The organism is Vibrio sinaloensis (assembly GCF_023195835.1).
Lineage (GTDB): Bacteria > Pseudomonadota > Gammaproteobacteria > Enterobacterales > Vibrionaceae > Vibrio > Vibrio sinaloensis_C.
On the sequence record NZ_CP096199.1, the window covers coordinates 2929117 to 2955212 of the forward strand.

The 26096-nt window shown below is 47.9% G+C and carries 18 protein-coding genes, 6 tRNA genes, 3 rRNA genes and 1 riboswitch; of the genes, 3 read left to right on the plus strand and 24 right to left on the minus strand.

Features of this window, described 5'->3' with window-relative positions:
* Positions 1–43: 43 nt before the first annotated feature.
* The 19 genes from thiH to MTO69_RS13490 form a co-directional block, all read right to left on the minus strand.
* The gene (gene thiH / locus MTO69_RS13400; protein ID WP_248329933.1) at positions 44–1156 is read right to left on the minus strand and encodes a 2-iminoacetate synthase ThiH; all 1113 of its coding nucleotides are present in this window, start codon (positions 1154–1156) and stop codon (positions 44–46) included.
* Positions 1157–1167: 11 nt separating this feature from the next.
* Entirely contained in the window at positions 1168–1935 is a 768-nt protein-coding gene (locus tag MTO69_RS13405) for a thiazole synthase (protein ID WP_248329935.1), read from the minus strand.
* Positions 1936–1940: 5 nt separating this feature from the next.
* Positions 1941–2195: a sulfur carrier protein ThiS gene (gene thiS / locus MTO69_RS13410; protein ID WP_248329937.1), complete on the minus strand. Its 255-nt coding sequence runs from the start codon at positions 2193–2195 to the stop codon at positions 1941–1943.
* Between the two features lie 38 nt (positions 2196–2233).
* Complete coding sequence (locus tag MTO69_RS13415) at positions 2234–3007, minus strand: HesA/MoeB/ThiF family protein (protein ID WP_248329939.1); 774 nt, start codon at positions 3005–3007, stop codon at positions 2234–2236.
* On the minus strand, positions 2994–4409 hold the full coding sequence (locus MTO69_RS13420; protein ID WP_248329941.1) for a thiamine phosphate synthase: 1416 nt from the start codon (positions 4407–4409) through the stop codon (positions 2994–2996). The genes MTO69_RS13415 and MTO69_RS13420 overlap by 14 nt, the downstream gene beginning before the upstream one ends.
* Positions 4409–6349, minus strand: a complete 1941-nt coding sequence (gene thiC, locus MTO69_RS13425; protein WP_248329943.1) for a phosphomethylpyrimidine synthase ThiC — start codon at positions 6347–6349, stop codon at positions 4409–4411. The genes MTO69_RS13420 and thiC overlap by 1 nt, the downstream gene beginning before the upstream one ends.
* 147 nt (positions 6350–6496) lie before the next feature.
* Positions 6497–6595: riboswitch (TPP riboswitch) on the minus strand.
* 78 nt (positions 6596–6673) lie between these two features.
* The gene (gene crcB, locus MTO69_RS13430; RefSeq protein WP_248329945.1) at positions 6674–7057 is read right to left on the minus strand and encodes a fluoride efflux transporter CrcB; all 384 of its coding nucleotides are present in this window, start codon (positions 7055–7057) and stop codon (positions 6674–6676) included.
* Between the two features lie 537 nt (positions 7058–7594).
* A tRNA-Trp gene (locus MTO69_RS13435) sits at positions 7595–7671 on the minus strand.
* A 60-nt stretch (positions 7672–7731) separates the two neighbouring features.
* A tRNA-Asp gene (locus tag MTO69_RS13440) sits at positions 7732–7808 on the minus strand.
* A gap of 69 nt (positions 7809–7877) precedes the next feature.
* Positions 7878–7993 (minus strand): 5S ribosomal RNA (rrf, locus tag MTO69_RS13445).
* Between the two features lie 90 nt (positions 7994–8083).
* A 23S ribosomal RNA gene (locus MTO69_RS13450) occupies positions 8084–10973 on the minus strand.
* A gap of 303 nt (positions 10974–11276) precedes the next feature.
* A tRNA-Val gene (locus tag MTO69_RS13455) sits at positions 11277–11352 on the minus strand.
* Between the two features lie 13 nt (positions 11353–11365).
* Positions 11366–11441: transfer RNA gene (locus tag MTO69_RS13460), tRNA-Ala, on the minus strand.
* Positions 11442–11455: 14 nt separating this feature from the next.
* Positions 11456–11531, minus strand: a tRNA-Lys gene (locus MTO69_RS13465).
* Positions 11532–11533: 2 nt separating this feature from the next.
* Positions 11534–11609: transfer RNA gene (locus MTO69_RS13470), tRNA-Glu, on the minus strand.
* Between the two features lie 125 nt (positions 11610–11734).
* Positions 11735–13286, minus strand: a 16S ribosomal RNA gene (locus tag MTO69_RS13475).
* The 16S, 23S and 5S rRNA genes sit together here with 6 tRNA genes alongside, the layout of an rRNA operon.
* Before the next feature lie 470 nt (positions 13287–13756).
* The gene (gene hemG, locus MTO69_RS13480; protein WP_248329947.1) at positions 13757–14287 is read right to left on the minus strand and encodes a menaquinone-dependent protoporphyrinogen IX dehydrogenase; all 531 of its coding nucleotides are present in this window, start codon (positions 14285–14287) and stop codon (positions 13757–13759) included.
* 9 nt (positions 14288–14296) lie between these two features.
* A complete protein-coding gene (locus MTO69_RS13485; RefSeq protein WP_248329949.1) occupies positions 14297–15754 on the minus strand; it encodes a TrkH family potassium uptake protein in 1458 nt (485 codons plus the stop codon).
* Between the two features lie 45 nt (positions 15755–15799).
* Entirely contained in the window at positions 15800–16423 is a 624-nt protein-coding gene (locus MTO69_RS13490; RefSeq protein WP_248334480.1) for a YigZ family protein, read from the minus strand.
* A 260-nt stretch (positions 16424–16683) separates the two neighbouring features.
* Between MTO69_RS13490 and fadB the strand changes: the two genes are divergently transcribed.
* Both fadB and fadA read left to right on the plus strand, forming a co-directional pair.
* Positions 16684–18855 carry a fatty acid oxidation complex subunit alpha FadB gene (gene fadB / locus MTO69_RS13495; protein ID WP_248329951.1) on the plus strand — a complete coding sequence of 724 codons (2172 nt, stop codon included), beginning with the start codon at positions 16684–16686 and terminating at the stop codon, positions 18853–18855.
* Positions 18856–18869: 14 nt separating this feature from the next.
* Positions 18870–20042, plus strand: a complete 1173-nt coding sequence (fadA, locus tag MTO69_RS13500) for an acetyl-CoA C-acyltransferase FadA (protein ID WP_248329953.1) — start codon at positions 18870–18872, stop codon at positions 20040–20042.
* Positions 20043–20105: 63 nt separating this feature from the next.
* Here fadA and MTO69_RS13505 read toward each other — a convergent pair whose 3' ends face one another.
* Complete coding sequence (locus MTO69_RS13505) at positions 20106–20882, minus strand: transporter substrate-binding domain-containing protein (RefSeq protein WP_248329955.1); 777 nt, start codon at positions 20880–20882, stop codon at positions 20106–20108.
* A gap of 90 nt (positions 20883–20972) precedes the next feature.
* Between MTO69_RS13505 and MTO69_RS13510 the strand changes: the two genes are divergently transcribed.
* A complete protein-coding gene (locus MTO69_RS13510; RefSeq protein WP_248329957.1) occupies positions 20973–21713 on the plus strand; it encodes an amino acid ABC transporter permease in 741 nt (246 codons plus the stop codon).
* 85 nt (positions 21714–21798) lie between these two features.
* Here MTO69_RS13510 and glmU read toward each other — a convergent pair whose 3' ends face one another.
* The 4 genes from glmU to atpG form a co-directional block, all read right to left on the minus strand.
* Positions 21799–23160, minus strand: coding sequence for a bifunctional UDP-N-acetylglucosamine diphosphorylase/glucosamine-1-phosphate N-acetyltransferase GlmU (gene glmU / locus MTO69_RS13515; protein ID WP_248329959.1), 1362 nt, complete (start codon positions 23158–23160; stop codon positions 21799–21801).
* A 147-nt stretch (positions 23161–23307) separates the two neighbouring features.
* Positions 23308–23730 (minus strand): F0F1 ATP synthase subunit epsilon, encoded by a 423-nt coding sequence (locus MTO69_RS13520; RefSeq protein ID WP_176287008.1) that lies wholly within the window; start codon positions 23728–23730, stop codon positions 23308–23310.
* 18 nt (positions 23731–23748) lie between these two features.
* On the minus strand, positions 23749–25152 hold the full coding sequence (atpD, locus tag MTO69_RS13525; RefSeq protein ID WP_248329961.1) for a F0F1 ATP synthase subunit beta: 1404 nt from the start codon (positions 25150–25152) through the stop codon (positions 23749–23751).
* A 35-nt stretch (positions 25153–25187) separates the two neighbouring features.
* Complete coding sequence (atpG, locus tag MTO69_RS13530; protein ID WP_248329963.1) at positions 25188–26054, minus strand: F0F1 ATP synthase subunit gamma; 867 nt, start codon at positions 26052–26054, stop codon at positions 25188–25190.
* Between the last annotated feature and the right edge of the window lie 42 nt (positions 26055–26096).

A 26096-nucleotide genomic window follows, 5' to 3' on the forward strand; every position in this document is an offset into this window, starting at 1 on the left:
TTCCTCATCTCATGTTTCACGTGAAACACTTTCACTCCCAGAGCTAACCAGAGTAAGCAGCGTGCCAGTCTCGCCATACTGGGTCAAAGCCTTTAGCCCTAATCATGGTTTCGACACTGCTCGCACTCCGCTCATCACTGATCTCAAACTGCTCAAGTTCTACATCCTCTAATGCGTAACCCCCTGGTTGAGTTTTTGAAGCAGCCGACATTGAAGTGATTCCCAATGGCAATACATTGTCTCGAAATGCCGAAGACTCTCGCGTCGATAGTGACAACTCGACCTCTGAGTTCAACAAACGATACGCACAAATCAACTGAACAAGTTGTTTATCGGTCATCACTGACTTGGGTTGCAACGCACCTTCACAAGGGCGTAAACGCGGGAACGATATTGAATAGCGAGTTTGCCAGTACCTTCGTTCCAAATAGTCCAAGTGTGCGGCAACAAAAAAGCAGTCAGTACGCCACTCTTCCAATCCTATCAAAGCGCCAATACCGATCTTATCGATGCCTGCTTTTGCAAGTCGATCGGGCGTCTCAAGTCGGTATTCAAAATCGCGCTTATTGCCACGTAAATGATGTTCAGCATAGGTAGATGGATGATAGGTTTCCTGATACACCATCACCGCATCTAAACCCAGCGTCTTGAGCTCTGTGTATTGGTCTTGATCTAGCGGCTGTACTTCCATAACCAAATAGTTAAAACGTTGCTTAATCATCGGTACCATTTCGCGGAAGTAGTTCATCCCGACTTTGGATTCGTGCTCACCTGTCACCAGCAACACGCTATCAAACTTCATACGCTTGATCGCTTCGACTTCTGCAGCCACTTCGTCCCTATTCAAAGTACGACGCTTGATTCTGTTCTCCATCGAGAAGCCACAATATGTACAAGCATTGGCGCACAAGTTAGAAAGGTACAGTGGAATGTAAAGCGACATGGTATTACCAAAACGCTTGCGTGTTGCCGCGTAAGACAGCTGCGCCATCTGCTCCAAATAAGCTTCTGCTGCTGGTGAAATCAGCGCTTTGAAATCTTCCAAGTCGCGCTTGGGTTTATTCAACGCGCGTTCAACATCTTGTGCCGTTTTGGCGTAGATCGACATCGAAATGTCATCCCAATTTAGCTGTTTAAACTGCTCAACGAAGCTCATGAATACCTCACTTAGAGCTCATCCAAAAAGGAAGTCAGTGGACTCGACGCAACCGCATGAGAAACCTTACCAGCAAGCCCGGCTTCATAAGCCATACGCCCCGACTCTACCGCCAACTTAAATGCTTTCGCCATCGCAACGGAATCGCTCGAAGCTGCAATCGCAGTATTGACGAGCACGGCATCCGCGCCCATTTCCATCGCACGCGCGGCGTGTGAAGGTGCGCCAATACCCGCATCGACAACGACAGGAACATTAGCTTGGTCGATAATAATCTCCAAGAAGTCGTGAGAAACAATCCCTTTGTTAGAGCCAATTGGCGCACCCAATGGCATCACTGCTGCGCATCCTACTTCTTCCAATCGCTTACACAGAACCGGGTCTGCATGGCAGTAAGGAAGCACAACAAAGCCTTCACGAACCAGTTGCTCAGCAGCGACAAGCGTTTCGATAGGATCAGGCATGAGGTATTTGGGATCTGGGTGAATTTCTAGTTTTACCCAGTTGGTGCCTAACGCTTCTCGCGCCAGTTGAGCAGCAAACACAGCATCTTTTGCATTCTTTGCACCCGAGGTGTTCGGCAATAAGTTCACGCCCGCTTTTACTAACGGCAGCAAAATATCGTCTTGCTGGTTGTTGATGTCCACGCGCTTCAACGCCATGGTCGCTAGTTGAGAACCCGATGCTTGAATTGCTTGTGCCATCAATAGGCTGTTGGCAAACTTCCCTGTTCCCGTGAACAGTCTTGATTCGAATTGTTTATCACCAATTTTGAGCATCGACTTTAGCCCCCTGCGATCGCTTGAAACAAAGAGATGCTATCTCCCTGTGAAAGAACTGTGCTAGCCCACTCACTGCGGGGAACAACATTGTTATTAATTGCAAAAACACAGCCCATTTCAGGCAGCGCAAATTGACTAATGATTTGCTGTAGATTCGACTTACTGGCAACTTGATGTGACTGGTCATTGATGACAATAGTGATCACATCTAAGTTAGCAGCGGTCATTTGTGTTGTTTGTTGTTCTGATAACGTCATTACTTCCAACTCTCCTAATTCTACCCATTACTCGTAAGCTAAATCTGAGCACATACTTGGCACTGTTTGTCTTTGCTTATCGCCATGGTTTGCCATTGCAGTTTCAATCCATCAAACAGATGCAGCTTGGCAGTCTCGACATGAAACTTTCCCGTCGCCAGTTTTTGAATTGCCGCTATTGCTTGGTAGTTGCCAACCGTGCCCACCACCGGACCGAGGACACCGCTCTCACTGCACTTTTGCGTGTGTGGTAATTCATCAAACGGATACAAACAGCGGTAACAGGCTTTACTCTCCACGTCTTGTTCACTTGATGATTGGTAATCAAAAACAGCGAATTGCCCTTGCCAACCAATTGCCGCCGCGGAGATGAGCGGCGTGTTTTGTTCGAAACAGACTTGGTTAATGAGCTGGCGCGTTGGCATGTTGTCGGTGCAGTCGAGTACCACATCCGCCAGCATTACCTCAATCTGCAGCTGTTCTTTGTCCAATCGCTTATTGAGAGCACGAATTTGAACCATAGAATTAAGTTCAGTAAGTTGCTTTACCGTCGCTTCTGTTTTCGCAACTTGGAGGTCTTGTTCACGATATATGATCTGACGTTGCAGGTTACTGCTATCAACTTCATCGTCATCAACCACAACCAATTTACCAACGCCCGCAGATGCTAAGTACAAACTCGCTGCGCTCCCTAATCCACCACAACCGATGATCAGCACATGCGATTTGCTCAAACGCTCTTGCCCAACTTCGGCAATTTCAGGCAGAGCGACTTGACGCTGATAACGAAGGAACTGATTATCCGTGAGCATGCTCGCCTCTCTTGGTATCCACCAATTCACTATTCTGATGAGTCGACGTTAGTTTTCTTTCCTTCATCAGTTGTGCGAAGAACTCGATAACGGACTGAGGGGATTCAGCCAACGTAATAGCTCGCACAACGGCCAAACTCGAAACACCTGTTTGCCAAACCTGGTCTGCATTAGATGGGTCAATGCCACCAATCGCGACCGTCGGAAAGCCGAACACATTGTCACTAATTGCTTTATCTTTTGAAGGATGGAAAGCAGCCTCTGTATTTGTATAAGGGATGCTATCAATCAGCTTTTGATACAGATCCAAGCGCACCAAACCTTGTGGTTTCGATGGCATCTGTTTAGTAGTGGTTGGGAAAATATGCCCTAATGCTATGTAACTAGGATGAATTTGTACGATGCGCAGTAGTTCATAATAACCATGAGTAGAAAGGCCAAGACGAATGCCGGCTCTAGATAGCTGATCCAAATTCGATTCTTCTATGTCTTCTTGTCCTAAATGAACGCCATAAGCGCCATGCTTGATTGCTAGTTTCCAATAGTCATTAATGAACACTTGTGCTCGATACTGACGACCTAGCTCAATTGCTCGAATGATCTGATGTTCCAAATCGGCTTGTTGTGGATTCTTGATTCGTAGTTGAATTGTGTTGATGCCTAGTGGCAGTAGGCGCTCAATCCAAGCAACATCATCAACAACTGGATAGAGCCCCAGACTTTGCTTAGTTAGAGTTGGAAAGCTGACGCTCTCGCCTTGTGCAGACCAACCAACTTGAATACCTAGTCGGTTATCCTCCAGTACAGGTGTGGGGAAATCATTAAATTGGTCAGCCCACTGAGTTGGCTTCCCCTCGTCAACGTTGCCATTCGATAGTGTTTCACGTGAAACATTCTCTTGTTGAGTTGTCATGCCCCGAGCGAGAGTTAACGCATCTTCGATAGGAAAATCGAGTACTGTCAGCGTGACAATCCAAGCAAGGTGGCTCTCAGGTATAAACTTCGCGCTTACCTTCGACTTAACGGAAAGCGCTCGCACTTCATCGTTAATGGGGTGACGCCAGATATCAAGCTGACGCCCTTTATCCTTTTCATCGGATACCTGCGTATCAGCAATACCAATATAAATCGCTTTCGACGGTTGCTTAGCACACGCTTCTACCGATAAAGCAGAGCGGTAATTGAGCACAAATGAACTCTCATGCTCAGAGTCATATCCATCAATAAGATCTGTCGCTATGCGTGTGGTCTGTTGGTCGCGAACAAGCTGAAAAGATTGAGTTGGGCTCACACCCAACTCAATGTCTTCAATACTAAAACCCTGTTCTTTCGCCAACAACAGACATTCTTGAACTAGACCTGTCAGTTCAATCAGTGATGACGGAATAAGGATTTTGCTCATTAGTCACTTACCTCGGCATGTGCTGCTGGGTGGTATAACTCAGAACCTGACTCTCTAAATTCTTGCGATTTCTGACGCATCCCCTCAAGAGGATCATCCAACATTTTGATTGAGATAGCTTGGTCGGCGGCAACTTGCTGAGTGTCTTTTGCGTACTCGCGAACTTCTTGCGAGATCTTCATCGAGCAGAACTTAGGGCCACACATAGAGCAGAAATGGGCAACTTTTCCAGATTCTTGAGGCAGAGTTTCATCATGAAAAGCGCGCGCGGTATCTGGGTCAAGTGCTAGGTTAAATTGGTCTTCCCAGCGGAACTCAAACCTAGCTTTAGATAAAGCATTATCTCGCACCTGAGCCCCGGGGTGACCTTTAGCCAAATCAGCTGCGTGCGCAGCCAGTTTATAGGTGATCATCCCTGTCTTGACGTCTTCCTTGTTTGGTAAGCCTAAGTGCTCTTTTGGTGTGACATAACAAAGCATGGCACATCCATACCAACCGATCATCGCTGCGCCAATACCGGAAGTGATATGGTCATAACCAGGCGCAATATCGGTTGTCAGTGGACCAAGCGTATAAAAAGGCGCTTCATGACAGTGCTCCAACTGCTGTTCCATGTTCTCTTTGATCATGTGCATAGGAACATGGCCAGGCCCCTCGATAATGACCTGAACATCATATTCCCAGGCAATCTTAGTCAGCTCACCTAAGGTGCGAAGTTCTGCAAATTGAGCCTCATCGTTAGCATCGGCAACCGAACCTGGACGAAGACCATCGCCAAGAGAAAGTGCGACATCATACTTGGCACAGATTTCACAGATCTCTCGGAAGTGGGTATATAGGAAGCTTTCTTGGTGATGCGCTAAACACCATTTCGCAATAATAGAACCACCACGAGAAACGATGCCAGTAACACGCTTAGCTGTCATTGGCACATAGCGAAGTAGTAAACCAGCATGGATAGTGAAATAGTCAACGCCTTGCTCTGCTTGCTCAATTAGAGTATCGCGCATCACTTCCCAGTTAAGGTTTTCCGCAACACCGTTCACTTTCTCAAGCGCTTGGTACATGGGTACAGTACCGATCGGCACTGGACTATTACGTAGAATCCACTCGCGAGTTTCGTGAATATTTCGTCCAGTAGAGAGATCCATAACGGTATCTCCACCCCAGCGCGTTGCCCATACTAGTTTCTCTACTTCTTCTTCAATCGAAGAAGTGACCGATGAGTTACCGATGTTGGCGTTTACTTTGACCAAAAAGTTACGTCCAATGATCATTGGTTCGGATTCTGGGTGGTTGATATTAGAAGGGATAATCGCGCGACCTTCGGCGACTTCTTTACGTACAAACTCAGCGGTAATGTCTTTTGGCAGATTGGCACCAAAGCTTTGACCCGGATGCTGTTGATTCAGCACTTCATCGCGGTATTGAGCACGCCCCATATTTTCGCGAAGGGCGATATATTCCATTTCAGGGGTAATAATGCCTTTACGAGCGTAATGCAATTGGGTCACACAATGACCATCTTTGGCACGTCGAATGCGTGGTAGATTACCGTAACGCAGTTCGTCTAACGTTTGGTCTTCTAAGCGTTCCTTTGTGTACACCGAGCTTACTTCATCAAGTAACTCTGTGTCACCGCGCTCTTCAATCCACCCTTCTCTAAGCTTAGGTAAGCCGTTATAAAGGTCAATCTCATGGTTTGGGTCAGTATAGAGTCCAGACGTGTCATAGACACGCACAGGCTCATTGGGTGAGAAAACTGGTGCTTCCTTAGTGCCACCTACAAGACTATCGGCGAGGGTAATTTCTCGCATTGGCACCTGGATATCCGGGCGAGAGCCCTCAACATACACCTTATGAGAGTTTGGGTATGGTTGGACAGAAAGTGTATCGATGAATTGTTTAGCTTCCAGTCTCGCTTGCTTGCGATTCGACATAGCATTTTTCCTTGCTTGTTATTCTAGATAAAAAGATTTTGGATAAAAATGCTTGGCGGAAAGATGCGACAAGAGGTATCGAACGCTGCGCTGGAGATGGCGCTTAGTGCTATCCGATATTTGATAAAAGACCAGTGTGATACTGGTAAAGATATCTCTCTTGTTCCCTTCGCAGATTCTAATCTGATCAGGTTCAACGGATCCCGAATTAACGGTCTCAGCCTTAAGGCACTCCGACAAGTGAAACGAGTATATAAAATCGGCTTGGTTAAACCAAGCCGACCTGTTCAAAAAATGTTAAAAAAAGAGATTTGCGTTTCGACCTCAAGTTTTTATTAGGAGCTGAAACCCTACCCAGGCAGCAGAAATACTAAGTACAACGTTGAGTAGCACATTGAGGCCCATCTTTAAAAAAGCGCCCTGCTGCATCAGCAGTACATTGTCCATCGAAAAAGTAGAAAAGGTTGTTAATGCGCCTAGGAAACCGAGGCCGATAATCTGCCGCCAAGGCTCAGTGGACAGCTGACCGTTTTCAAAGGCGGCGATCAGCAGTCCCATAATCAAAGAGCCTACTACGTTGACGGTAAGCGTTCCGTATGGAAAACCGCGACCTAGCAATACAATGCACAACTCTGATATCAAATAGCGAGAACATGCGCCGAAAGCACCACCGATTGCGATAAAGCCAAGAATAGAAAGTTGACTCATAACTGCCCCTAGAAAGATTTGTACCATTATTGTACCGCTCAGAGACAAATAATCGACAAAAATTAACGACCTACTCGCCGTGAACACCTTGATATTTAAAACGTTACAGGAGTCACTTACGTTGAAATTTTTGTTTAGAGTAACAACTTCACCCACCCTAAAGTGCCGTTGTTGGATAAATAGATTCTATAAGACAGTCCAGAGACGGGAAACACTATGCAGTTGTTAGCCAAGAAGTGATTAAAGTGGATATAGATGGCAGGGGTGGAGAGATTCGAAAGCTTCGCCCCAACACGCGCTGTCTCTGGTAAATCGGGGAATCCGCTGCTCAGCCAATTGAATATTTCAACATCAAAAAGCAAAAAGGCTCTAGCCGCATGACTAGAGCCTTATATATGGCAGGGGTAGAGAGATTCGAAAACTTCACCCCAACACGCGCTGTCTTTGGTAAATCGGGGAATCCGCGGCTCTGCCAATTAAATTAGTTCAACATCAAAAAGCAAAAAGGCTCTAGCCGCATGGCTAGAGCCTTATATATGGCAGGGGTGGAGAGATTCGAACTCCCAACACGCGGATTTGGAATCCGCTGCTCTGCCAATTGGAGCTACACCCCTGTAGAGTATTTCTAATTTTAGATTCGAAAAAACCTCGCCATAGCGAGGTTTCTGAATAAGTGGCGGAGCGGACGGGACTCGAACCCGCGACCCCCGGCGTGACAGGCCGGTATTCTAACCAACTGAACTACCGCTCCGCACTGGTTAGACTCTTGAGTCTAAGTTTTTGCCTTTAGATTTTTCTAAAATCTAAAAACGAAATGTAAGCCTGGCGATGTCCTACTCTCACATGGGGAAGCCCCACACTACCATCGGCGCTAATTCGTTTCACTTCTGAGTTCGGCATGGAATCAGGTGGGTCCAAATCGCTATGGTCGCCAAGCAAATTCTTTAATCTGGAAAGCTGTTATTGTGTTCTCTACACATTCAATCTGCTCTTGCTTTGAGTCCATCAAAACCCTTTGGGTGTTGTATGGTTAAGCCTCACGGGCAATTAGTACAGGTTAGCTCAACGCCTCACAACGCTTACACACCCTGCCTATCAACGTTCTAGTCTCGAACAACCCTTTAGGACCCTCAAGGGGTCAGGGAAGACTCATCTCAGGGCTCGCTTCCCGCTTAGATGCTTTCAGCGGTTATCGATTCCGAACTTAGCTACCGGGCAATGCGTCTGGCGACACAACCCGAACACCAGAGGTTCGTCCACTCCGGTCCTCTCGTACTAGGAGCAGCCCCCTTCAATCTTCCAACGCCCACGGCAGATAGGGACCGAACTGTCTCACGACGTTCTAAACCCAGCTCGCGTACCACTTTAAATGGCGAACAGCCATACCCTTGGGACCGACTTCAGCCCCAGGATGTGATGAGCCGACATCGAGGTGCCAAACACCGCCGTCGATATGAACTCTTGGGCGGTATCAGCCTGTTATCCCCGGAGTACCTTTTATCCGTTGAGCGATGGCCCTTCCATTCAGAACCACCGGATCACTATGACCTGCTTTCGCACCTGCTCGAATTGTCATTCTCGCAGTCAAGCGGGCTTATGCCATTGCACTAACCTCACGATGTCCAACCGTGATTAGCCCACCTTCGTGCTCCTCCGTTACTCTTTGGGAGGAGACCGCCCCAGTCAAACTACCCACCAGGCACTGTCCTCAACCCGGATAACGGGTCTAAGTTAGAACATCAACACTACAAGGGTGGTATTTCAAGGACGGCTCCAACGATACTGGCGTACCGTCTTCAAAGCCTCCCACCTATCCTACACATGTAGGGTCAATGTTCAGTGCCAAGCTGTAGTAAAGGTTCACGGGGTCTTTCCGTCTAGCCGCGGGTACACTGCATCTTCACAGCGATTTCAATTTCACTGAGTCTCGGGTGGAGACAGCGTGGCCATCATTACGCCATTCGTGCAGGTCGGAACTTACCCGACAAGGAATTTCGCTACCTTAGGACCGTTATAGTTACGGCCGCCGTTTACCGGGGCTTCGATCAAGAGCTTCGTCCAAAGACTAACCCCATCAATTAACCTTCCGGCACCGGGCAGGCGTCACACCGTATACGTCATCTTACGATTTTGCACAGTGCTGTGTTTTTAATAAACAGTTGCAGCCACCTGGTATCTGCGACTCTCAATAGCTCCATCCGCAAGGGACTTCACCGTCAAGAGCGTACCTTCTCCCGAAGTTACGGTACCATTTTGCCTAGTTCCTTCACCCGAGTTCTCTCAAGCGCCTTGGTATTCTCTACCCGACCACCTGTGTCGGTTTGGGGTACGATTCCAACTTATCTGAAGCTTAGAGGCTTTTCCTGGAAGCATGGCATCAATGACTTCACACCCGTAGGTGCTCGACATCGTGTCTCAGCCTTAAAGAGAGCCGGATTTACCTAACTCTCAAGCCTACGCACTTGAACCTGGACAACCGTCGCCAGGCCCACCTAGCCTTCTCCGTCCCCCCATCGCAATAAGTTGAAGTACGGGAATATTAACCCGTTTCCCATCGACTACGCCTTTCGGCCTCGCCTTAGGGGTCGACTTACCCTGCCCCGATTAACGTTGGACAGGAACCCTTGGTCTTCCGGCGAGGAGGTTTTTCACCCCCTTTATCGTTACTCATGTCAGCATTCGCACTTCTGATACCTCCAGCAAGCTTTACAACTCACCTTCAACGGCTTACAGAACGCTCCCCTACCCAATACATAAAATGCATTGCCGCAGCTTCGGTTTATAGCTTAGCCCCGTTACATCTTCCGCGCAGGCCGACTCGACTAGTGAGCTATTACGCTTTCTTTAAATGATGGCTGCTTCTAAGCCAACATCCTAGCTGTCTAAGCCTTCCCACATCGTTTCCCACTTAGCTATAATTTGGGACCTTAGCTGGCGGTCTGGGTTGTTTCCCTCTCCACGACGGACGTTAGCACCCGCCGTGTGTCTCCCGGATAGTACTTACTGGTATTCGGAGTTTGCAAAGGGTTGGTAAGTCGGGATGACCCCCTAGCCTTAACAGTGCTCTACCCCCAGTAGTATTCGTCCGAGGCTCTACCTAAATAGATTTCGGGGAGAACCAGCTATCTCCAGGTTTGATTGGCCTTTCACCCCTAGCCACAAGTCATCCGCTAATTTTTCAACATTAGTCGGTTCGGTCCTCCAGTTGATGTTACTCAACCTTCAACCTGCCCATGGCTAGATCACCTGGTTTCGGGTCTATATCCAGCAACTCGACGCCCAGTTAAGACTCGATTTCTCTACGGCTCCCCTAGATGGTTAACCTTGCTACTGAATATAAGTCGCTGACCCATTATACAAAAGGTACGCAGTCACAGGACAAAGCCTGCTCCTACTGCTTGTACGTACACGGTTTCAGGTTCTATTTCACTCCCCTCACAGGGGTTCTTTTCGCCTTTCCCTCACGGTACTGGTTCACTATCGGTCAGTCAGTAGTATTTAGCCTTGGAGGATGGTCCCCCCATATTCAGACAGGATATCACGTGTCCCGCCCTACTCGATTTCACTGATGATGAGATGTCGGTTACGGGGCTATCACCCTGTATCGCGGCACTTTCCAGAGCCTTCACCTGTCTCATTAAAAGCTTAAGGGCTAGTCCAATTTCGCTCGCCGCTACTTTCGGAATCTCGGTTGATTTCTTTTCCTCGGGGTACTTAGATGTTTCAGTTCCCCCGGTTCGCCCTGTTAACCTATGTATTCAGTTAACAGTACTAGCTTATGCTAGTGGGTTTCCCCATTCAGAAATCCCAGACTCAAATGGTTGTTACTACCTAATCTGGGCTTATCGCAAGTTACTACGTCTTTCATCGCCTCTGACTGCCAAGGCATCCACCGTGTACGCTTAGTCACTTAACCATACAACCCCAAAGGGTCTTACAGTCAAACAACCAAAGTTGTCTCCAATTTTTTAAACATGATGGAGACACGATTTTGCCGGACTCAAATATAAACATCACAATAAATTGTGGTGTTTCCAAGAACACTTGAATGTGTGTTGGTACCTAAAACATAGTTTTAGGATTTGAGAACTTTTAATTGAATAACAACGCATCTCAAAGAGATGGGGATTGTTGTTATTCGTCAGCTTTCCAAATTGTTAAAGAGCTAGATTTCTTTCGAAACCATTTTTAAAGATTCTTTTACAAGAACACTTAAAGATGGTGGGCGATACCGGGCTCGAACCAGTGACCCCCTGCTTGTAAGGCAGGTGCTCTCCCAACTGAGCTAATCGCCCATCGAATCAAGAATGGTGGAGCTAAGCAGGATCGAACTGCTGACCTCCTGCGTGCAAGGCAGGCGCTCTCCCAGCTGAGCTATAGCCCCATATCTTGAGAAAATGGTGGGTCGTGCAGGATTCGAACCTGCGACCAATTGATTAAAAGTCAACTGCTCTACCAACTGAGCTAACGACCCAATGGTATCCCGTAGGGGAGTCGAACCCCTGTTACCGCCGTGAAAGGGCGGTGTCCTAGGCCTCTAGACGAACGGGACACTAAGTCGAAGATATTGGGATATCTTCTATCTCTTAAACTACATAAACCATCAATCTGTGTGAACACTCATCGCGACTTATTTGTTTCCGCTTTAAAAAGCAGAAGCAAACTATCCGTATCGTATAAGGAGGTGATCCAGCCCCAGGTTCCCCTAGGGCTACCTTGTTACGACTTCACCCCAGTCATGAACCACAAAGTGGTGAGCGTCCTCCCGAAGGTTAAACTACCCACTTCTTTTGCAGCCCACTCCCATGGTGTGACGGGCGGTGTGTACAAGGCCCGGGAACGTATTCACCGTGGCATTCTGATCCACGATTACTAGCGATTCCGACTTCACGGAGTCGAGTTGCAGACTCCGATCCGGACTACGACGCACTTTTTGGGATTCGCTCACTCTCGCAAGTTGGCCGCCCTCTGTATGCGCCATTGTAGCACGTGTGTAGCCCTACTCGTAAGGGCCATGATGACTTGACGTCGTCCCCACCTTCCTCCGGTTTATCACCGGCAGTCTCCCTGGAGTTCCCACCCGAAGTGCTGGCAAACAAGGATAAGGGTTGCGCTCGTTGCGGGACTTAACCCAACATTTCACAACACGAGCTGACGACAGCCATGCAGCACCTGTCTCTCAGTTCCCGAAGGCACACTCGTATCTCTACAAGCTTCTGAGGATGTCAAGAGTAGGTAAGGTTCTTCGCGTTGCATCGAATTAAACCACATGCTCCACCGCTTGTGCGGGCCCCCGTCAATTCATTTGAGTTTTAATCTTGCGACCGTACTCCCCAGGCGGTCTACTTAACGCGTTAGCTCCGAAAGCCACGGCTCAAGGCCACAACCTCCAAGTAGACATCGTTTACGGCGTGGACTACCAGGGTATCTAATCCTGTTTGCTCCCCACGCTTTCGCATCTGAGTGTCAGTATCTGTCCAGGGGGCCGCCTTCGCCACCGGTATTCCTTCAGATCTCTACGCATTTCACCGCTACACCTGAAATTCTACCCCCCTCTACAGTACTCTAGTCTGCCAGTTTCAAATGCAATTCCGAGGTTGAGCCCCGGGCTTTCACATCTGACTTAACAAACCACCTGCATGCGCTTTACGCCCAGTAATTCCGATTAACGCTCGCACCCTCCGTATTACCGCGGCTGCTGGCACGGAGTTAGCCGGTGCTTCTTCTGCAGCTAACGTCAAAGATGTACGCTATTAACGCACACCCCTTCCTCACTGCTGAAAGTACTTTACAACCCGAAGGCCTTCTTCATACACGCGGCATGGCTGCATCAGGCTTGCGCCCATTGTGCAATATTCCCCACTGCTGCCTCCCGTAGGAGTCTGGACCGTGTCTCAGTTCCAGTGTGGCTGATCATCCTCTCAGACCAGCTAGGGATCGTCGCCTTGGTGAGCCCTTACCTCACCAACTAGCTAATCCCACCTGGGCATATCCTGACGCGAGAGGCCCGAAGGTCCCCCTCTTTGAGCCGAAGCTATTATGCGGTATTAGCCATCGTTTCCAATGGTTATCCCCCACATCAGGGCAATTTCCCAGGCATTACTCACCCGTCCGCCGCTCGACGCCGTTAACGTTCCCCGAAGGTTCAGTTAACTCGTTTCCGCTCGACTTGCATGTGTTAGGCCTGCCGCCAGCGTTCAATCTGAGCCATGATCAAACTCTTCAATTTAAAGTTTTGTTTGGCTCAATGAATACTGATAAGTTTCTAGTGACTAGAAGCTAGTTCCTAGAAGACTTGAATTGACTGTGCCGATAATAAATTATCGATTGGTCACTCAGTTCATTGAAACCTAAATTGTTTCCGAAGAAACTATTTGGATTATCATCAACGAGTGCCCACACAGATTGATAGGTTTATATTGTTAAAGAGCTTTCCATTTGAGCTTTGCTCAAGTGGACCGCCATTTTAGCGAGTTAAAGTTTAGTGTCAACCACTTTTTTCAAACTTTTTATCAAGCATTTTGCTTGGCTAATTTGGCCTTGCTGAGCGGGCTAAGCCTGTTTTGAAGCCTTGCCGTGTCAGCGAGGGGGCATTATAGAGATCGCAGTTTAGTTGGCAACCCCTTTTTTAACATTTATCGCAGTTTTTTACTGTTCGCTTAAAAAACACCCTAAGGTGGCCATAAAGAGACGTCTTCTTTACATATTCTTAAACTTCTCGGCAAATAGAGTAACCTTTTCCCAGTTGGTGTACTCGACTTCTTTACTGGTATCTGTCTCACCCCCAGTCATACTCATTATGAATTTAATCATGGTCTTATCAAACCAATTGTATCTTGGATAATAGAGGGCTCCTGCGAACACACCGATCAGTTCAGGCTGCCAAGGTGACCTTTTAAGAAAAGTTTTAATGTAAGCACTTCCTTCTGGAGTATCCTTTCCTTGGTCTTCTTTTCGAGCGGTCAAATTCACGCAAAAGAAGGCGGCTTTGCTGGTTTGTAGCCCAGATAAGTTACGCTCAATAAACCGATAGAGCTTCTTATTTAAGTGTCCATAGCGAATGGAAGCGCCCACCAACACTCTCTCATACTGACTAAAGTCGACCTCGTCGTCTATCTTATGTAAATCAAGCCACTCACAGTCGAGGTGATCCATCTGTTTAGCAATATGATGGAAGATTTTTTTGGTTTGACCTTCTCGTGTTGAATAGAGGAAGAGAGCTTTAGTCACAGATTCTCCTTAACTACGCCAAAACGTCGGCGTAAGTAGTATCAGTAAGGTAAAGATTTCTAAGCGTCCAAACAGCATAGACACAATCAATACCCATTTCGCTTTGTCGTTAACATCACCAAAGTGCAGCGCAACTTCTCCTAGACCCGGCCCCAAGTTATTCAAGGTGGCTGCAACCGCGGAAAAGGCGCTGAGCTCGTCCATGCCCGTTGCGATTAATCCCAACATACACACCACAAACACTAAGGCATACGCAGAGAAGAATCCCCATACCGCATCAACCACTCGTTGCGAGAGTGCACTCCCTCCCACTTTAATTGTGTACACTGCGCGAGGGTGAACTAAACGTTTCATTTCACGCACACCTTGTAGGGTCAATAGCAATATGCGTATGACCTTCATACCACCACCGGTGGAGCCCGCACAGCCACCAATAAAAGAAGAGAACAACAACAAAACGGGCAAAAACAGCGGCCACTCGGAGAATCCTGTGGTGGTAAATCCTGCCGTTGTAGATATTGAGACAGTCTGGAACAGAGCTTGGTCAAACGCATCATAAACCGATTGATAAGAATGATGGTTCAGAAGAATGAGAAAACACACCACAAATAACAAAGCCTGAATAAAGAAGAAGGCGCGAAATTCAGGATCTCGCCAATAATACTTCGGATGCACACCGCCTGAGGCAAACGCCGCAAAGTGCAATGAGTAATTACAAGCGGAGATCAATAGGAAAACAACGGTAATAAGGTTGATGGCGTAACTATCAAAATACCCCATACTGGCGTCGTGAGTCGAAAAGCCGCCAATGGCAATGGTAGAGAAACTATGGCCGATAGCATCAAAAGGGGTCATGCCAGCAAGCCAAAACGCTACCGCACAGGCGATAGTTAAGCTTAGGTAGATATACCACAGAGCTTTGGCCGTTTCGGCGATACGAGGGGTCATCTTTGAGTCTTTGACAGGACCAGGTATCTCAGCGCGATACAACTGCATTCCACCAATCCCTAACACTGGCAGAATAGCAACCGCAAGTACGATTATTCCCATACCACCAAACCATTGCAAAAACTGACGATAGAAGAGTATGGCTTTGGGTAAGTCGTCAAGACCAACTATGACGGTAGCCCCCGTTGTGGTGAGCGCCGAAAAGGACTCGAAGAACGCATCCGTCACTGACACATTCGGGTTGTCAGCAATCAAAAAGGGCAGAGAGCCTGCACTACCAATAACCGTCCAGAACAAAACAACAATCAAAAAGCCATCACGCGCTTTAAGCTCGTGTCGATGGTGGCGATTGGGAAACCAGCACAATGTGCCGCAAAATAGCAGCACAAAAAACGTCGTCACAAAAGGGACACCAGCACCATCTCGATAGATCAAAGCGACCAACGCAGGGGCTAGCATAGAGACACTAAAAAGGGCCAGTAGTAGCCCAACGATACGAATAATTGATCGAAATTGCATGAATAGACTGAATTATGAAGCGTTGCTTCCGACTTCCTGATTATCTTATGGTTTATCCAATACGGTAACAGTTACCTTGGCACCGCTTTTATTCACTATGGTCTGGGTAAAATCACTCACTTGACGCAATTCAATCTCTACCACTAGCTTAACCTGATCACTGTAATCTGCACTGACTTGCTCAGCAGAAAACTGTGTTAACAGAGCGTGTAAGATTGGCATAAACCCATAGTCTAACTCTAGAAGTAGTTTTGTGGTTATTTTTTTCTCAATAGTTTGAAGCGACTTGAGCGCTTGCTGCACTCCTCCCCCGTAGGCTTTTACTAGGCCTCCGGTACCGAGCTTAATTCCGCCAGAATAGCGAGTCACCACAGCGGTGATCTCACCCACATTACTACCAGAAAGCTGAGCTAAGATCGGTTTACCTGCCGTTCCAGACGGCTCGCCGTCATCACTGAATCCCCATTGCATTGAGTCTTGAGGGCGACCGGCTACAAATCCCCAACAGTTATGCCGGGCATCAGCATGACGCGTCTTAATCTGCTCTACGAACGCTTTTGCTGCCTCGATTCCTGGGGTATGAGCAAGATAAGTAATGAACACACTTTTCTTGATTTCTTCTTCGAATTGAGTGGGCTGTGCAGGAATGAGGTACGGCTGAACGTTCATGAGGTTATAGCGTTGATAGTAATGCGGGCAGTGTAGCATGAGTCTGATTTGCTCGTCGCGCAAGATCTGTCCAAGCGCACAATGTTAAACACTTGTTTAAAAAATGTATTGAATTTAACCTAGAGCAGGTCCAGACTAAAACAACTGGTCTAACCAGAATATAAATATAACCACTTTCCTTGATAGCGCTTTGCGACGTTATTCGTGCCCAGCAGCGCGCTATACACACAATCTAAGATTGTATGTCACGGAGATAGACAATGATTTACCAAGCCGAAACCCTACAGGTAAAGGAATTACAAGACGGTATCGCAGAACTGAGTTTTTGCGCGCCCGCTTCTGTGAACAAGCTCGACCTCTCAACGTTAGAGTCTCTTGATAAAGCACTGGATGCGATCAAAGCACAAGGTTCACTGAAAGGACTATTACTCACCTCTGATAAAGACGCCTTTATCGTTGGCGCAGACATTACTGAGTTTCTTGGCCTGTTTGCCAAGCCAGAGCAAGAGCTCGACCAGTGGTTGCGTTTCGCCAACAGCATTTTCAATAAGCTCGAAGACTTACCGATCCCGACCGTATCTGCACTGAAAGGGCATACCCTAGGTGGCGGATGTGAGTGCGTACTTGCTACCGACATACGTATTGGTGATAAAACCACCAGCATCGGCCTTCCAGAAACCAAACTCGGTATCATGCCAGGGTTTGGTGGCTGTGTTCGCCTTCCGCGTGTACTTGGCGCTGATAGTGCGATGGAAATTATTACTCAAGGCAAAGCCTGTCGCGCTGATGAAGCACTGAAAATAGGTCTGCTTGATGCGGTAGTAGAAAGCGACGCTTTATATCAGTCGGCCTTAACCACTCTAAAGCAAGCAGTTAATGAGCAGCTAGATTGGAAAGCGCGCCGTCATCAAAAGACCGCGCCTTTGTCACTCAGTAAGCTTGAGTCGATGATGAGTTTTACCATGGCCAAAGGATTGGTGGCACAAAAAGCGGGCCCACACTACCCAGCACCGATGACTGCGGTAATCACTATCGAAGAAGGCGCACGCTTTGCTCGCGATGAAGCACTGGATATTGAGCGCAAACACTTTGTTAAGTTGGCCAAGTCCGAAGAAGCCAAAGCGTTGGTGGGTCTATTCCTAAATGATCAATACATCAAAGGCATCGCTAAAAAGGCGGCTAAGTCGGCGAGTAAGAGCACTGAACGTGCCGCTGTACTCGGTGCAGGTATCATGGGCGGCGGGATTGCCTACCAGTCGGCACTAAAAGGAGTGCCTGTGCTGATGAAAGATATCGCTCAGGCCTCTCTCGATTTGGGCATGAACGAAGCGTCGAAACTACTCAACAAGCGCCTCACCCAAGGTCGCATCGACGGATTCAAGATGGCTGGTATTTTGGCGTCCATCACACCAAGCCTACATTACTCGGGTATTGAAAACTCGGATGTTATCGTTGAAGCCGTGGTAGAAAACCCGAAAGTTAAAGCCGCCGTTCTCAGCGAGGTGGAGTCTCACGTGAATGAAGAGACGGTGATCACTTCAAACACCTCAACGATTCCAATCAACCTGCTTGCCAAGTCGCTCAAGCGCCCAGAAAATTTCTGTGGTATGCACTTCTTTAACCCTGTGCATCGTATGCCGCTAGTCGAAATCATTCGCGGTGAACACACCTCAGACGAAACCATCAACCGTGTGGTCGCTTATGCTGCGAAAATGGGTAAATCACCTATCGTGGTCAACGACTGCCCTGGGTTCTTTGTCAACCGAGTCCTGTTCCCTTACTTTGGTGGCTTTAGCAAGCTGCTGCGAGATGGCGCAGACTTTACCCAAATCGACAAAGTAATGGAGCGTCAATTTGGTTGGCCGATGGGGCCAGCTTACCTGCTTGACGTGGTGGGGATTGATACCGCTCACCACGCACAAGAAGTGATGGCACAAGGCTTCCCTGAGCGTATGGGTAAACAAGAGCGCGATGCGATTGACGCCCTGTTCGATGCCAACAAGTACGGCCAGAAAAACGGCAGTGGCTTCTACAGCTACAGTGTCGACAAACGCGGCAAGCCAAAGAAAACCTTCGCGGACGACATTATTCCGCTGCTTGCTGAAGTGTGCGCAGACAAGCAAGCCTTCGATGACCAGACCATCATTGAACGAATGATGATTCCGATGGTGAACGAAGTGGTACTTTGTCTGCAAGAGAAGATCATTGCGACACCGCAAGAAGCGGATATGGCGCTGGTATATGGTCTCGGTTTCCCTCCATTCCGTGGTGGCGTGTTCCGTTATCTAGACAGTATCGGTATTGCTGAATTTGTGGCAATGACCAGCAAGTACCAAGATCTAGGTGCGATGTACCAAGCTCCACAGTTACTTATTGATATGGCAGCTAAGGGTGAAACCTTCTACGGCACTCAACAGCAAGGTTCAATCTAAGGAGAGATTCTAAAATGGCTAATAATAGAAACGTTGTCGTAGTTGATTGTCTACGTACCCCTATGGGTCGCTCTAAAGGTGGAGCTTTTCGTCATACTCGCGCCGAAGATCTGTCAGCGCACCTAATGAAAGGTATTTTGGCTCGCAACCCACAAGTGAACCCAAGTGAGATTGAAGATATCTATTGGGGCTGTGTGCAGCAAACACTAGAGCAAGGCTTTAACGTGGCGCGTAATGCCGCGCTACTGGCTGGACTACCGATAGAAATTGGGGCAGTCACCGTTAACCGCTTATGTGGTTCGTCGATGCAAGCGCTACATGACGGTACTCGCGCCATCATGACCGGCGATGCCGAGATCTGTTTAATTGGCGGTGTGGAACATATGGGCCATGTGCCAATGAACCACGGCGTCGACTTCCATCCTGGTATGTCAAAACATGTGGCGAAAGCGGCAGGCATGATGGGTTTAACAGCAGAAATGCTGGGCAAGCTTCATGGTATCAGCCGTGAACAACAAGATGAGTTTGCCGCGCGTTCTCACGCTCGCGCACACGCCGCGACTGTAGAAGGGCGTTTTAAAAACGAAATCTTACCAACAGAAGGTCATGCCGCTGACGGCACTCTGTTTACCTTAGACCACGATGAAGTCATTCGCCCTGAAACAACAGTAGAAGGGTTGTCTCAACTGCGCCCAGTATTTGACCCTGCCAACGGCACCGTAACCGCAGGTACGTCCTCTGCGCTATCGGATGGCGCGTCAGCGATGCTCATCATGAGTGAAGAGAAAGCCAATGAGTTAGGCTTAACCATTCGCGCACGCATCAAAGGAATGGCGATTGCGGGCTGCGATCCTTCGATTATGGGTTACGGTCCGGTTCCTGCGACTCAGAAAGCACTAAAACGTGCAGGGCTTTCGATTGAAGATATGGATGTGGTGGAGCTAAATGAAGCCTTTGCCGCACAATCCTTACCGTGTGCCAAGGATTTAGGTCTACTTGAAGTGATGGATGAGAAGGTCAACCTTAACGGTGGTGCCATTGCACTTGGTCACCCGCTGGGTTGTTCTGGCTCGAGAATCTCGACCACCTTGATTAACTTAATGGAAGCCAAAGAAGCCAAATATGGGCTGGCCACCATGTGTATTGGTCTGGGTCAAGGCATTGCCACTGTATTTGAGCGTCCGTAGGGCTCTAGATATAAGAAAGCAAAACGCCAGCCTCACCGGCTGGCGTTTTTTATTGGTAAGTGGTTACAAACTCTTTAACCCCCACTTTTCAGCGGTCGCTTTAAAGAAACCTTGTGTTTTTTTCAGTTCAACCCAATGGTTCAAATAGTTAATCCACACCTGATCGTCTTGTGGCAATAGCATGGCGATTGGCGTCGGTTTACGCGGTTGTTTGACTGGCACAATCGCCAACTGCTTGAACTTTTCCACCAGCGTGGCCGCTTCGACGTTTGAGGTAACTGAGACATCTGCGCGGCGAGCCAGCAATTCTTGGAAATCACGAGCAGGCGCTTCAATGACAATGTGTTGCGCCGATGGGAAAAACTCTTTGACCATCTTCTCTTGAACCGTGCCTAAGGTCGCAGCGACTTTCACTTGCGCCTTATCGAAATCACTCCAATCAGAGAACTTGGCTAAATCTTTCTTTTGCACCACAGGCACAAACGCAAGATAGAAATACGGTTGGCTATAACCCGCAACTTTCGCGCGTGACATATTCAGTGAAGCACTGCCGGTGATATCGTACTTGTTGGCGGTAATCCCGTTGACCAAGGTCTTCCAATCCGTTGCCACGAATTCAACTTCGACCCCAAGATCTTTCGCCAGCTCTTTTGTTACATCAATATCAAAACCTTTGTAGCTGTTGGTGGCAGGATCTTTCATCGTCATTGGATTCCAATCCCCTGTGGTACCGACTCTCAAGACCCCTTTATCTAATATCTGTTGTAGTCGACTGGTTTCTGCCGCGACTTGCCCCACTGACAACAAGCACAGTCCAAGCACTAGAATAAACTTCACCATTTTATCTTCCCTAAAGTTATTATGTTTATGCCACTTCATTGATAACATAGCAGCAACAGAGAGGATTTTTTAGTCAATACAAGGATTAATGTGATATTTCGTTACCTATTGCTTGTGTCAGTATTATCAATAACTGGATGCAGTGACTATCAGTGGGGCTGGTATGTGTTGGACCCGACCACGGAACAAGGACGAACCAATATGGCGTTCTTGGTCGCCGGTTTTAGTGACACCATTCAAGTGTCACTGCTCAGCATGTTATTTGCTATGCTGCTGGGATTAGTTGTGGCTTTACCCGCACTGTCGACCCATGCTTGGGTACGAATGTTCAACCGTATCTATGTCGAGTCGGTTCGATCCATCCCAGTGCTGGTCTTGTTACTGTGGGTTTACTACGGGATGCCTACCTTACTGGATATCACACTGAACCATTTCTGGGCTGGCGTGATCGCGTTGACCTTGGCAGAAAGTGCTTTTATGGCTGAGGTGTTCAGAGGGGGGATTCAAGCCATAACCCGTGGACAACATGAAGCCGCCGAATCTTTGGGATTGAACTACTGGCAAAAGATGCGCTTAGTGATACTCCCTCAAGCATTTCGACAAATCCTGCCGCCTCTAGGCAATCAATTCGTCTATATCCTCAAGATGAGCTCACTAGTCAGCGTGATTGGTTTAAGTGACTTAACGAGGCGAGCAAATGAATTGGTGGTCAATGAGTACTTACCATTAGAAATCTACACGTTTCTGGTCTTAGAGTATTTGGTGCTGATCCTTTTGGTCTCGCAAGCGGTTCGCTGGCTAGAGAAACGTATCGCGATCCCGAGTCACTAAACGCTCTCTTGCACAACACTAGAGACAACAAAGCCGCTGATGATGAGCGGCTTTGGCTTATTTTGGTTAAAAAAACAGTGGAGACTTACTTTTGTTTGACCGGGCGTTGCCAACCGGTAATTTTGCGCTCTTTGGCGCGAGTGATGACTAACTCACCTTGTGCGACATCTTTGGTTAAGGTCGTCCCAGCGCCAATCGTGGCACCGTCCGCAATAGTCACAGGCGCGACTAACTGGCTGTCAGAACCAACAAACACGTCATCACCAATGATGGTCTTAAACTTATTGGCACCATCGTAGTTACACGTGATGGTTCCTGCGCCGATATTGGTACGTTGACCAATTTCAGCATCACCCAGGTAGGTTAAATGGTTCGCTTTCGATCCTTCGCCAATGCGGGCATTTTTGACTTCGACGAAGTTGCCGACGTGAGAGTCGCTACGCATCTCAGCACCAGGGCGCAGACGAGTAAATGGGCCTACGGTACACTCTTCACCGACGGTAGCCCCTTCAATCACACTGTAAGGGCGAATAATCGTATTGTCGTCGATCTCGCAATCTTTCAGCACACATCCGGTACCAATCACGACGTTGTCGCCCAGCGATACGTTACCTTCGATAATGACGTTGGCGTCGATTTCACAGTCCATACCGCATTGCAATTCACCACGGAGATCAAAGCGAGCTGGATCGCGTAGCATCACGCCTTGCTCAAGTAGCTTTTTCGCCTGCATCGACTGGAAAGCACGCTCTAAGCGAGCGAGCTGGGCGCGGTCATTCACCCCTTCGACTTCTATCGGGTTAACAGGGTGAACCGCTTCAACAGCACGCCCTTCATCGTGCGCCGCTGCGATAACGTCAGTTAAGTAGTACTCACCCTGAGCGTTATTGTTATTTAGCCCAGATAACCAACGCTTAAGATCACCCCCAGTGGCCACCATCACCCCGGTATTAATCTCTTTAATCAGCTTCTGCTCATCTGTGGCATCTTTTTGCTCGACGATCGCAACAACCGGACCATTACGACGCACTATACGGCCGTATCCCATCGGGTTATCAAGCACCACTGTCAGTAATGCGATACCGCCATTAGGCTGCGCATCAAGCAGGCCTTCGATCGTCTCTTCCGAGATTAACGGTACATCACCGTAAAGCACTAAGATCTTTTCGTCATCCTCAAACTGAGGCGACGCTTGATCAACTGCATGACCGGTGCCGAGCTGATCAGCTTGCAATATCCAGTTGACCGGTTCATTGGCCAACTCAGCTTGCATTTGATCACCGCCGTGACCATAGACTAAATGAATGTTTTGTGCGCCCAAGCTATTACAGCTATCAATCACATGCTTCACCATGGGCTTCCCTGCTAACGTGTGGAGCACCTTGGGTTTGTTCGAGTACATGCGAGTGCCTTTACCCGCTGCGAGAATCACCGCACTAAACTTCATAATCAACCTATTGAAACGTATTTTAAAACTGAGGGGTATTCTAGACACTAATCAGGGATTAGTTAATTGATTGGCAAAAATTTCCTTTAAAAAATAAGCAAAAAGGCGGTCTTTCGACCGCCTTTATCACTTGTCACAACGTTGTATTTAACGACGCTGTTTTGTCAGCTCGATAACTCGTAGCTGAGCAATGGCTTTAGCCAGTTCACTAGCCGCTTGAGCGAAGTCCATATCGCCGTGCTGGTTTTGAATTGCTTCTTGAGCACGACGTTTAGCTTCTTCTGCCTTAGCTGCGTCCAGTTCATCACCACGGATAGCCGTATCAGCCAGTACAGTCGCTGTACCTGGTTGAACCTCTACCATACCACCAGAAACATAAATGAATTCCTCGTGGCCGTGCTGCTTAACAAGTCGCACCATACCAGGCGTGATAGCGGTTAGCAGCGGTGTGTGACCATGGAAAATACCAAGCTCACCTTCGCTACCGGTCACCTGAAACGTCTCAACACGACCAGAGAAGATTTTCTTCTCTGCGCTTACTACGTCTAGGTGAAAGGTTATTGCTGCCATATCGCCTCCTAGTTAGCCTTATAGCTTCTTCGCATTCTCGATAGCATCTTCAATTGCACCACAGTACATGAAGGCTTGCTCTGGAATGTCATCGTAATCACCAGCTAGTAGACCTTTGAAGCCACGTAGAGTCTCTTTAAGAGGTACGTAAACGCCTGGGTCGCCAGTAAATACTTCCGCTACGTGGTAAGGCTGAGTAAGGAAACGCTCAATCTTACGTGCACGAGATACTACTTGCTTATCTTCTTCAGAAAGCTCGTCCATACCTAGAATCGCGATGATGTCTTTCAGCTCTTTGTAGCGCTGAAGTGTCTGCTGAACGCCACGAGCAATGTCGTAGTGCTCTTGACCAACCACTAGGGGATCAAGCATACGAGATGTTGAATCTAGTGGGTCAATCGCTGGGTATAGACCCATAGCTGCGATGTTACGGTTAAGTACAACCGTTGCATCCAAGTGCGCAAACGTGGTTGCTGGAGACGGGTCAGTCAAGTCATCCGCAGGTACGTATACCGCCTGTACAGACGTGATAGAACCCGTTTTGGTTGACGTGATACGCTCTTGAAGTACACCCATCTCTTCAGCAAGAGTTGGCTGGTAACCTACCGCTGAAGGCATACGACCTAGCAGTGCTGATACCTCTGTACCTGCAAGTGTGTAACGGTAGATGTTATCAACAAACAGAAGAACGTCACGACCTTCGTCACGGAAGCGCTCTGCCATTGTTAGACCAGTCAATGCAACACGTAGACGGTTACCTGGTGGCTCGTTCATCTGACCGTAAACCATCGCTACTTTTGATTCTTCAGGTTTCTCAACGTTTACAACGCCCGCTTCCTGCATCTCAAAGTAGAAATCGTTACCTTCACGAGTACGCTCACCAACACCAGCAAATACTGATAGACCAGAGTGCTGAAGTGCGATGTTGTTGATAAGTTCCATCATGTTAACGGTCTTACCTACACCTGCACCACCGAATAGACCGATTTTACCACCCTTAGCGAATGGACAAACTAGGTCGATTACTTTAACGCCAGTCTCTAGTAGAGCGATCTCGTTTGATTGCTCTTCGTAGCTTGGTGCTTCACGGTGGATAGAGTAAGTCTCTTCCGCGCCGATCTCACCACACTCGTCAATTGCGTCACCTAGAACGTTCATGATACGACCTAGGGTCTTAGTACCTACTGGTACTGAAATTGGAGCGCCTGTATTTACTACTTCTACTCCACGACGTAAACCATCAGAGCTACCCATTACGATACAACGAACTACGCCACCGCCTAGCTGTTGTTGAACCTCAAGAACTAGACGCTCTTTTGATTCCGTTACGTTCAAAGCATCATATACACTTGGTACTTCGCTTTGTGGGAACTCTACGTCGACTACTGCACCGATGATCTGTACGATCTTACCTGTAGCCATCGTTAATCCTCTAAACTATTTCGTTTAACCTAAGCTTAAACCGCTGCCGCACCTGAAACGATTTCAGATAGTTCTTGTGTAATCGCTGCCTGACGGGCTTTGTTGTACACAAGTTCTAAATCATCAATCAAGTTGCTGGCATTGTCTGTTGCCGCTTTCATAGCAATCATTCGAGCCGCTTGCTCACACGCAAGGTTCTCGACCACACCCTGATAAACCTGAGACTCTATGTAACGCACTAATAGTGTGTCGAGTAGAGCTTTAGGCTCTGGTTCGTAGATGTAGTCCCATGAATGCTCACGCTGCATCTCTTCACTGTTCGATTTAGGCAAAGGTAGTAATTGATCGATCGTTGGTTCTTGCACCATAGTGTTGACAAACTTGTTGAACACTACGTACAGGCGATCCAATTCGCCTTCATCATATTTCTTCAGCATAACGCTTACAGAACCGATGAGGTCTTCAAGGCTTGGGTTATCCCCTAGACCTGATACCTGCGCCGCCACTTTTGCACCGCTGTTGTTGAAGAAAGCCGTTGCTTTTGAACCGATCAATGCCAGTTCAACCTCAGCGCCTTTCTGTTTCCAGCTTTGCATGTCTGTGACTGCTTTTTTGAACACGTTGATGTTCAAGCCGCCACATAGGCCACGGTCTGTCGAAACGATGATATAACCAACACGCTTAGCTTCACGCTCTTCTAGGTATGGATGACGATACTCTAGACTTGCGTTAGCTACGTGACCGATCACTTTACGTATTGTTTCAGCGTAAGGACGAGAAGCTTCCATTGCATCTTGAGAACGACGCATTTTTGAAGCTGCTACCATTTCCATCGCTTTCGTAATCTTCTGAGTGCTTTTAACACTACCGATTTTATTACGTATCTCTTTTGCGCCGGCCATCGTTACTCTCCATTAGTTGGTGGCATTACTGCCACCGACCTA